Origin of the sequence: Haladaptatus sp. (assembly GCF_049589095.1) — an archaeon.
Lineage (GTDB): Archaea > Halobacteriota > Halobacteria > Halobacteriales > Haladaptataceae > Haladaptatus.
In genome coordinates, this window is sequence record NZ_JBAWAC010000556.1 from 1 (window position 1) to 8088 (window position 8088).

Here is an 8088-nt window from a genome sequence, read left to right on the forward strand (position 1 = left end):
CGCTGGAGCAGCGAGGCCACGCTCTTCGGCGAACCGACCTGCACCACCAAATCGATGTGCGGCATGTCGATGCCGAGTTCGAGGCTGGTCGAGGTCGTTACCACGTCCAACTCGCCCTCCTTCAACTGCCCCTCGATTCGTTGGCGGGACTCCTTCGAGAGGCTTCCGTGGTGACACCCGGAATTTTCCTCGTCGTACTCGGGGAACTTCTCGCGGAGATTTTGCAGGACGCGCTCGGCCCCGGAGCGAGTGTTCGTGAAGACGAGCGTGTTCGTGTGCGACCGGATCAGTTCGTGCAGTTGGTCGTAAAACCGCTCCTGCACGACGGCTCGCGGCGTGTGCACGAGGTCGTCGGTCGGACACTGCAGTTGGAGGTCGAACTCCCGGACGAACCGCGTATCGACGATTTCGCACTTCCGACTCTCACCGCCGGGTTCAGCCCTCCCGACGAGGAACTCCGCGATGTCCGACAGCGGTTCGACCGTCGCGGAACACCCGATTCTCGTCGGCGAGTGGGCGATGTTCTCCAGGCGTTCGAGGCTGACGGAGAGATGCGTGCCGCGTTTTCCGTCCGCGAGGCTGTGGATTTCGTCCACGATGACGTACTCGACGGTTCTGAGCTTGTCGCGGAACTTCGGCGAGTTGAGCAGGATGGCGAGCGTTTCCGGGGTGGTGTTGAGGATGTGCGGCGTCTCGTCGAGCATCTTCTGTCGCGCTGCCGAATCGGTGTCCCCGTGTCGGATGGCGTGGCGGACCTCGCTCACGTCGTCCATCTTGTCCTCGATTCCCGACAGTGGCAGTTCGAGGTTGCGGTGAATGTCGTTCGCCAGCGATTTCAGCGGTGAGACGTACAGACAGTAGACCGAATTGTCCAGTCCGGAATCCTGCTCGCGGCGAAACAGTTCGTTCACGATGGCGGTGAACGACGCGAGTGTCTTCCCGCTCCCTGTCGGCGACGCGATGAGGGCGTTCTCGTGGGAGTGAATCAGCGGAATCGCCTCGCGCTGTGGCGGCGTGAAGAACCCACCGTTCCCGGGGACGAACTCGCCGAACTGTTCGACCCACCACTCCCGCACTGCCGGTTCGAGGAGGTCGAGGGTTCCCTCGTCGGCGATTTCGACCGTCTCGGGGTCGAAATCCAACTCCTCGCGGGCCAGAAGCCCTCTCGCATCCATTTGTTCCACGTTGGTAGCGGGCGGCAAAGAGGGTTATGCCAGCGGGGTGAAAGTGAAATCGTTACTCGAACTCCACGACGCCCTCACGATACCGCTTTACTGTCTTATCCGTGTCCGGAATCGAGAGCGACGACGCGTTGGTCGTCCCGTTCGTTCCGACGCTCGTGTTGTTCGTCCCGCCGGACCCGCCGGAACTCTCGTCGCTCGTCCGTTCCACGATGGTCCCGCCAGCACCAACCGCGAACGGACCCTCGACCGTCTCGACCGCACCGTGGAGCGTCTTCGTCGTCGGAGACGGGACGGGGTTCGGGAACCGAATGGGAGTCATCCGTCCTCCTACTTCCCGTCGTCAGTCACCCTTCGGCGAGCCGTTCGATTTCACCGAGTGCGCGCTGACAGATGGGCGCGTACGCCGCCGCCAGAACCGGGACCTCGAAAACGACGCGGCACCCGCCATCGAGCGCTTCGACACGATGGCCGGTCGCGGAGACGTTCGCCACGTCCCACGTCCAGCGAAAGTCCTCACAGGACGTGATTTCGAACGGAAGCGGCATGCCGAACGCGGTTTCGATTCTTCCCCTCGACCCCGCTCGAATCACCCGGTCGGCACAATCGACGCCGGTGACGGACGGTCCCCACGCTGGCCAGTAGGTCGTGTCGGTCAGAATCTCCCACGCCGCATCCGGGGATGCGTCGATGTCCCGCGAGACGGCGAGATGACGACCGTCGGGGCCGCGTTCGAAACGAACCTCGCTGTGCGTGTCGGTGAACATGATCGAATCTCGGAAACTCCCACACCACCGCACCGTGCCCCACACCTACAGTGGTGGGGTACAGTGGCGGGGTGTCCCGAATCGTCGTACAGTTCGTCATCGAGGCGCATAAAAAATACGTTCGGAATCGTTCGGGAGTCAGTCGCGAGCCGATCGGAAATCGGTCGGTCGGAACAGTTCGAGGGGAGAGTTACGGCTGTTCCATGTGAATATGTGACTATTAGCCATTCTCACTGCTACCGTTTTTCACTGCTGAAGCTTTTTGACCCTCCCGACGAGAAGGTACGTATGCGAATCACGTTTCTCGGCACGGGAAGCGCGATGCCGACCGGGAGTCGGTTTCAATCGGGCATCGTCGTCGAAGAGGACGAGCGTCGCGTCCTCGTGGACTGTGGCAGTGGTGTCCTCCACCGCCTCCAGCAGTCCGGCGTCGGCTACGAAAACGTCTCGACCGTCCTCCTGACTCACCACCACGTCGACCACGTTTCGGACCTCATGCCTCTCCTGAAGGCCCGATGGCTTGCCGGGGAGGAACACCTCGAAGTCGTCGGCCCCACCGGAACGAAACGCCTCCTCGACGGGTTGCTCTCCGTCCACGACTATCTCGACGGGAAAATCGACCTGCAGGTGCGTGAAATCACCCCTGACGAGGAGTTCGACGTCGCGGGGTTCAGCGTCGAAGGGTTCGAAACGCGCCACTCGATGGACTGTCTGGCGTACAAGTTCGAGGACGAGTTCACGTTCAGCGGCGACAGCGAGGCGTTTTCCGGGTTGGCGAACTTCGCCGACGGCAGTGCCGTCCTCGTCCACGACTGTTCGTTCCCCGACGAAGTGGACGTATCGAACCACCCAACGCCGTCGCAACTCGGCGAGGCGCTCTCCGGGACGGACATCGGACGCGTGTATCTCACCCACCTCTACCCACACACGGACGGCAAGCACGAAGCGATGTTGAAGTCGGTCGCGGCGGAGTACGACGGCGACGTCGGGTTCGCGGAAGACCTGCTGTCCGTCGAAATCTAACCTTCGACCGCCGACTGCTCCGCGGTATCGTGTGATTCGACCGAAACCGATTTTTCCGGCAGCGAAAAGTTGGCGACCCCGAGCGGCATCTCCCGTCCCCGAACCGTGAACACGCGGCGCAACCGAAGTTCGCCGTCCATCCACACGTCGTCGCTATCGACGCAATGTTCGAGGCGAAGCGTTCCGCTCCCCTCGCCGTCGATTTTCGTGGCTTCGACGTTCTTCGGCAGCGTATCGAAATGCTCGGTCCAGACGAACGAACAGACCGTCTCGCCCTCCTGTTCGTTGCCCCATCGAACGGACCCGCCGACGATGTGTGCGTCGAGCGTGCTGGCGTTGTCGAGTTCGAGTTCGACGGAAACGGACCCGTTCGACCGCTCGGCGGTTATCCCGCCGACGGAGACGTCGTTGACGAGCGGACCGAACATCTGGTCTTCGTACCGGTCGGAGAGTTTCAGCCCGACGACGGGAATCAGCCTGACGAAGTAGTAAACCGCGACGATAGCCAGTTTCCCCGCCAGATACAGAAACATCTGCGCGAAAATTCACGCGGACGATGGTTAAGCGTTCTTGCCGGAATCCAAAAATCAGCGTCGATCAGTTCAGCCGATAGCGGAGAAGTGCCGCGATTCCGCCGAGGTTCGAAAGTTGTTCGCCCGGCGCGAACTCGTGGGAGAAGACGGTTACCTCGCCGCCCTTCCGCTCCACGTCCGTGATGATCTCGTTCACGTCGATCTCCCACTCGCCACCCGCTTCGTCCTCGCCGAGCGCGCCGCGTTCCTTCCGAAGTCGCTCGTCGAGGATGAGCAGTTGCTCGACCGCCCCGAAATCGGCCGCCTGTTTGACCTCCTCGATTCCGTAGGCGGCTTTCGCACCCTCGCCGATCCCCTTCATCAGTTGATCGATGAGTTCCGCCTCCTCGGCGATTCGGGTTTCCGCCTGCACCTCGTCCACGGCACCGCGTTTCAGCACCTCGTGGACGCCCCGGTCGCCCGCCGAACTCACGTCCACCATCGATATCATCTCGGTCAGATCAGGGTAGTTCTCCTCGATGTGGTCGTAGGCGTCCTGTTTGGTAAAGCCCGGTCCGGCGAGGATGATGGCGTCCACGTCGAGATGCGACAGCGCCGACGCCAACTGCTCGAACAGTTCGGTCCGGCCACCCGCGTACTCGCCCTTTCCGGTCGTCCCCGAGAAGGAAGTGTATTCGTCGGCACCGTACTGGGCGACGGTGTGGATGTACGCTTCGCCCTCCTCGACGGTCGCGATGGCGATGTCCGGGTTGTCGGTCGCTTCGACGGCGTCGTCGAGTCGGTCCAACTGGTCGCGTTTCCACTCCTTGACGATGGTGAGTTTCTCCCGTTCCTCGACGTTGAGCGTGTGGTGGAGGCCCAACTGGTCCTCCCGCGAGCAGTCGGTGATGACCCCGCCGACGCGAACGCGGTTGGCGAAGCGGTGAAACTCCACGTCCTCCACCTGCAGCGTAATGTGCATGTGTTCGCGCTCGCCGCCCGTATCCCGCATCTGGTCGTCGGCGCGCTGGATACGGCGGGTCGTATCACCCGCCACTTCGTCGCCCGGTTCGAGGAGATACGTCAGATGCCAGAGGTCGTCCAGACTCTCGGGAACGAGCGTGATTCGCTCGCGGTTCCCGTCGAGGGACGTTCGGTCGTGTATCTGCATGGGTAGGAGTGTGTTTTCCGGCGGTAAGTGCCCTGCTATTCGGGCGTTCGTTCGTCGGCGGAATTATCAGATAGGATTAAAACCCTGCCATCTGATATCCGACCACGATGCTCGAAGAAGCGATAGGATACCCGACGAAGGGAGACAGCGGAATTGCACGGATCATCATTGGCGGAACGTTGGCGTTCTTCTCCTTCCTCCTCATTCCCGGCATCTTCGTCGGGGGATACATGATGCAAGTGTTGGCGGCGACGTCGAGAGGCGAGGAACTACCGCCCGATTTCACGGATTGGGGGGTGATGTTCGTGGACGGACTCAAAGGATTCGTCGTCGGGTTCGTGTACGCGCTCGTTCCCATCATCATCATGATCGTGATGTTCACCCTCATCGGTCTCGGTAACTCGGGCGATTCTACCGGGGTGCTTAGCGGCATCGGTGTGCTCGGCCTCCTCGTCACCCTCGTTCTCGCGTTCGCGATTCAGTATCTCCTCCCCGCTGCGATAACGAACCTCGCCCGAACGGGGAGCATCGGCGCGGCGTTCGATTTCGAAACCCTCGGCCCGGTACTGAAGAGCACGGAGTACATCACCGCCGTCGTGCTGACGCTGCTCGTGGCGATCGCTGGCGGGATGTTTTTCGCGGTCTTCGTCGCGTTCACGCTCGGATTCGGAGTCATACTGGCTCCGTTCTTCTACTTCTGGCTCTATCTCGCTGGATGCTACATGTTCGGAACGGCGTTCGGTAAAGAGGTCACTCCCCGACAGGAATCGACCGAACGGACCGCGACGTCGATGGATTGATCGGCTAAAAACAGCCCGGTCGGTTAAAAAGTATTAGACCGCCGGTCGTCCCTCTTCGACTTCCGGTCCCTCGCGCAGTCGGTGTTCGTCGGCTTCCGCGTAGGCGGTGCCGTAGATGAACGCCACCATCACGTGGGCGTAGAAGGCGACGAACGCGCCGACCACCCATCCGATGATCGGAACCGCGGCGATGGCGCTCACGACGACAACGGCGACGACCACGACGGCCAGCGCGATGAGCCATCCCGTGGCGTAGTCGCGGTCACGGAGGATGGGCAGGTACGATTCGTACTCGAACGCCGACCCCATCGTGTTCTTCTCGGCGAACCGAACGAGCGCGGCGGGCAGCGTGTACCACACGGCGATTCCGGCCAGGAACGTCAACACGCTTCCGACGACCGCCACGAATCCGCCAACGACGCCGTAGTCGTTCGCGAGCGCCGCACCACCGCCGATGAACACGAAGGCGATCACGGTCGGCACGAGGAGATAGATGAACGCGATGACCAGCGCCTTCAGTCCATCCACGAACAGTTTCGTCCACTCGTCGAACATCGGTGCCTCCGTGTCGCCCTCCGAAACCTCACGGAGGACGCGGATCATGTACCCCTCCAGCACGATGGCCGGGATGATCAGGAAGCTAAAGATGACGAGTAGCCCTCCGACGAGCACTTTCGTTACCGCGTCGTCACTGTCTTTCATATACTGAACGCTTTCGTTGAACATTGTTTTTCCCCCTCGGGCCGAGCCCCCCGGCTCACCCGATACAGGCCCCTAGACGCCGTCTGAGAGCTTAATCGTTTGCTCCGAAAAGAGGACATGTCCGAACCGTTTGAACGATCACCGATCCGATTTCGCGGGAGCAGAACTACGGACGATGAAACCGTGGTATCGTGACATGCTCCCCGAGTCCCGAACCGTGCAGCGGACGATTCCGTGGATCGTTCCGAGTACGCTCGTCGCCGTCCTCGCCGTTATCGTCGGTCGGCGTCGGTTCGACCGCGAAATCCAACGCCATCTCGACGAGTTACGCTCGGATGCGAACGCCCCCGAGCGGCAGGTGTTCACCGAAGCGGACACCGAGGGACTTCCGGACCCCGTCAGGCGGTACTTCGAATCGGTGCTCGCGGAGGGACAAGCGTACGTCAGGACGGTTCGTCTCGACCAACGCGGCCAGTTTCGCCTCGGCGGGAGGGATGGACAGTGGCGGCCGCTCGACGCGACACAGCACTTCTCGGTCCGTCCGCCCGCGTTCGTCTGGGACGCAGAGATCGGGATGCTTCCGCTACTTTCGGTCCACGTTCTGGATCTGTACAAACGCCATCAGGGGGTCTTGCGCGCTCGACTCCTCTCCGCGATTCCCGTTGCCAGTGCCGGACCGAGTCCCGAGATGAACGCAGGCGAGTTGGTCCGATATCTCGCCGAGGCCGTCTGGTTCCCGACCGCGCTGTTGCCCGCGAGCGGGGTCGAATGGGAGGCAATCGACGAACGCTCCGCGAGGGCGACGCTCGAACACGACGGTGTGTCGGCGTCGCTGGTCTTTCATTTCAACGAGCAGGACGAAGTAGAACGCGTCACGACCGAACGCTACCGGCAGGAGGACGATTCGTTCGTCCCGTGGACCGGACGGTTTTCCGACTACGAGGTCCGGAACGGGCTCCGCGTTCCGACCGACGCAGCCGTCGAGTGGAATCTGCCCGAGGGAGACCTGAGATACTGGCGAGCCAACATCGAGCGGATCGAACACCACACGGAACCGATGGGGTGAGTTCGCGTCGCTGTTCGTTCATCGAGACCGTAAAACTACGCGACAGCCCACATCCCACACAAACCGATTCCATCGACATTCGGTCGAAAACGCTTTCGAACAAAAACTGAATCAGTCCCTCATCCGGCTGCCGCCCGCCGGGAGGAACTCCTGAATCAGGTCCGGACTCGCCACCTTGCGGACGAACGACGTGTCCTCGAACCGCTCGCGGAACTCGCGGTACAGTCGCTTCGCCGCGTCGTTTTGGGCGTACTGACCCGGTTCGACCTCGATAAGCGTCTCGGCCTGCTTCTCGATGGCCGACGGCGGGCCGCCGATGACCCGCGTGTTCGGTTCGACGCTGATGCCGACAGCCACGCCGACCGTCGTGTCGTCGAAGTACGTCCGGTCGCCGCGAATCGTGAACGCACCTTTTTCGAGGTATTCGCCGCTCTCGGGCGTCTTCGACACCTGATCGGGGTTGACCATGTAGGCGTCACCCGCGAAGCGGCCGTCCTTCCACACGGACGAATAGGAGACCGCGAACTGGGCGGCCTCCCGCTTGCTCTCTTCGGGCACGTCTACGTCCTTCGATGGTTCGCTCGGGTCGGACGTCTTCAGGATGGTGATGGGACCGCCGTGTGCCTGCGAGTGGAAGAACAGGTCGTTTTTGTCCATGTACTTCTTGACGAGTTCCTCGTTCTCGTCGGCGTTGCGCCCGCCGAGGACGAGGAAGCCGTCCGAAGTTCGGAACCAGCGGAACCGCTCGTACCACTGCTCTTGCTTTCGAACCGGAATCGACGCCCGCGAGAGCCAGTCGATGTTCTCCGGTTCCGTCCGCTCCTCTTCAGGTTCGGCTTCCCACTCCTCGGCGCGCTGTTTGACCT

General features: G+C 61.8%; 10 protein-coding genes. 3 read left to right on the forward strand and 7 right to left on the reverse strand.

The features are described from left to right. The 3 genes from WBV42_RS17560 to WBV42_RS17570 form a co-directional block, all read right to left on the reverse strand. A partial coding sequence (locus WBV42_RS17560; RefSeq protein WP_423987172.1) for a DEAD/DEAH box helicase occupies positions 1 to 1175 on the reverse strand: 1175 nt, incomplete at its 3' end. 61 nt (positions 1176 to 1236) lie between these two features. After that, on the reverse strand, positions 1237 to 1503 hold the full coding sequence (locus WBV42_RS17565) for a hypothetical protein (protein ID WP_423987173.1): 267 nt from the start codon (positions 1501 to 1503) through the stop codon (positions 1237 to 1239). Positions 1504 to 1528: 25 nt separating this feature from the next. Beyond that, on the reverse strand, positions 1529 to 1948 hold the full coding sequence (locus WBV42_RS17570; RefSeq protein ID WP_423987174.1) for an SRPBCC family protein: 420 nt from the start codon (positions 1946 to 1948) through the stop codon (positions 1529 to 1531). Positions 1949 to 2236: 288 nt separating this feature from the next. Between WBV42_RS17570 and WBV42_RS17575 the strand changes: the two genes are divergently transcribed. Continuing rightward, complete coding sequence (locus tag WBV42_RS17575; RefSeq protein WP_423987175.1) at positions 2237 to 2971, forward strand: MBL fold metallo-hydrolase; 735 nt, start codon at positions 2237 to 2239, stop codon at positions 2969 to 2971. On the opposite strand, the gene WBV42_RS17580 is transcribed toward WBV42_RS17575, so the two are convergent. Together WBV42_RS17580 and WBV42_RS17585 are read right to left on the reverse strand one after the other, a co-directional pair. Continuing rightward, the gene (locus WBV42_RS17580) at positions 2968 to 3504 is read right to left on the reverse strand and encodes a hypothetical protein (RefSeq protein ID WP_423987176.1); all 537 of its coding nucleotides are present in this window, start codon (positions 3502 to 3504) and stop codon (positions 2968 to 2970) included. The genes WBV42_RS17575 and WBV42_RS17580 overlap by 4 nt on opposite strands. Before the next feature lie 64 nt (positions 3505 to 3568). Continuing rightward, on the reverse strand, positions 3569 to 4654 hold the full coding sequence (locus tag WBV42_RS17585; protein ID WP_423987177.1) for an mRNA surveillance protein pelota: 1086 nt from the start codon (positions 4652 to 4654) through the stop codon (positions 3569 to 3571). A gap of 107 nt (positions 4655 to 4761) precedes the next feature. Here WBV42_RS17585 and WBV42_RS17590 point away from each other — a divergent pair, with 107 nt between their 5' ends. After that, a complete protein-coding gene (locus WBV42_RS17590; RefSeq protein ID WP_423987178.1) occupies positions 4762 to 5454 on the forward strand; it encodes a DUF4013 domain-containing protein in 693 nt (230 codons plus the stop codon). A 33-nt stretch (positions 5455 to 5487) separates the two neighbouring features. On the opposite strand, the gene WBV42_RS17595 is transcribed toward WBV42_RS17590, so the two are convergent. Beyond that, a complete protein-coding gene (locus WBV42_RS17595) occupies positions 5488 to 6156 on the reverse strand; it encodes a DUF4013 domain-containing protein (RefSeq protein WP_423987179.1) in 669 nt (222 codons plus the stop codon). A 130-nt stretch (positions 6157 to 6286) separates the two neighbouring features. Here WBV42_RS17595 and WBV42_RS17600 point away from each other — a divergent pair, with 130 nt between their 5' ends. Then, on the forward strand, positions 6287 to 7222 hold the full coding sequence (locus WBV42_RS17600; protein ID WP_423987180.1) for a DUF6544 family protein: 936 nt from the start codon (positions 6287 to 6289) through the stop codon (positions 7220 to 7222). Between the two features lie 111 nt (positions 7223 to 7333). Here WBV42_RS17600 and WBV42_RS17605 read toward each other — a convergent pair. After that, positions 7334 to 8088 (reverse strand): NFACT RNA binding domain-containing protein (locus WBV42_RS17605; RefSeq protein ID WP_423987181.1); only part of this gene is annotated, 755 nt, incomplete at its 5' end.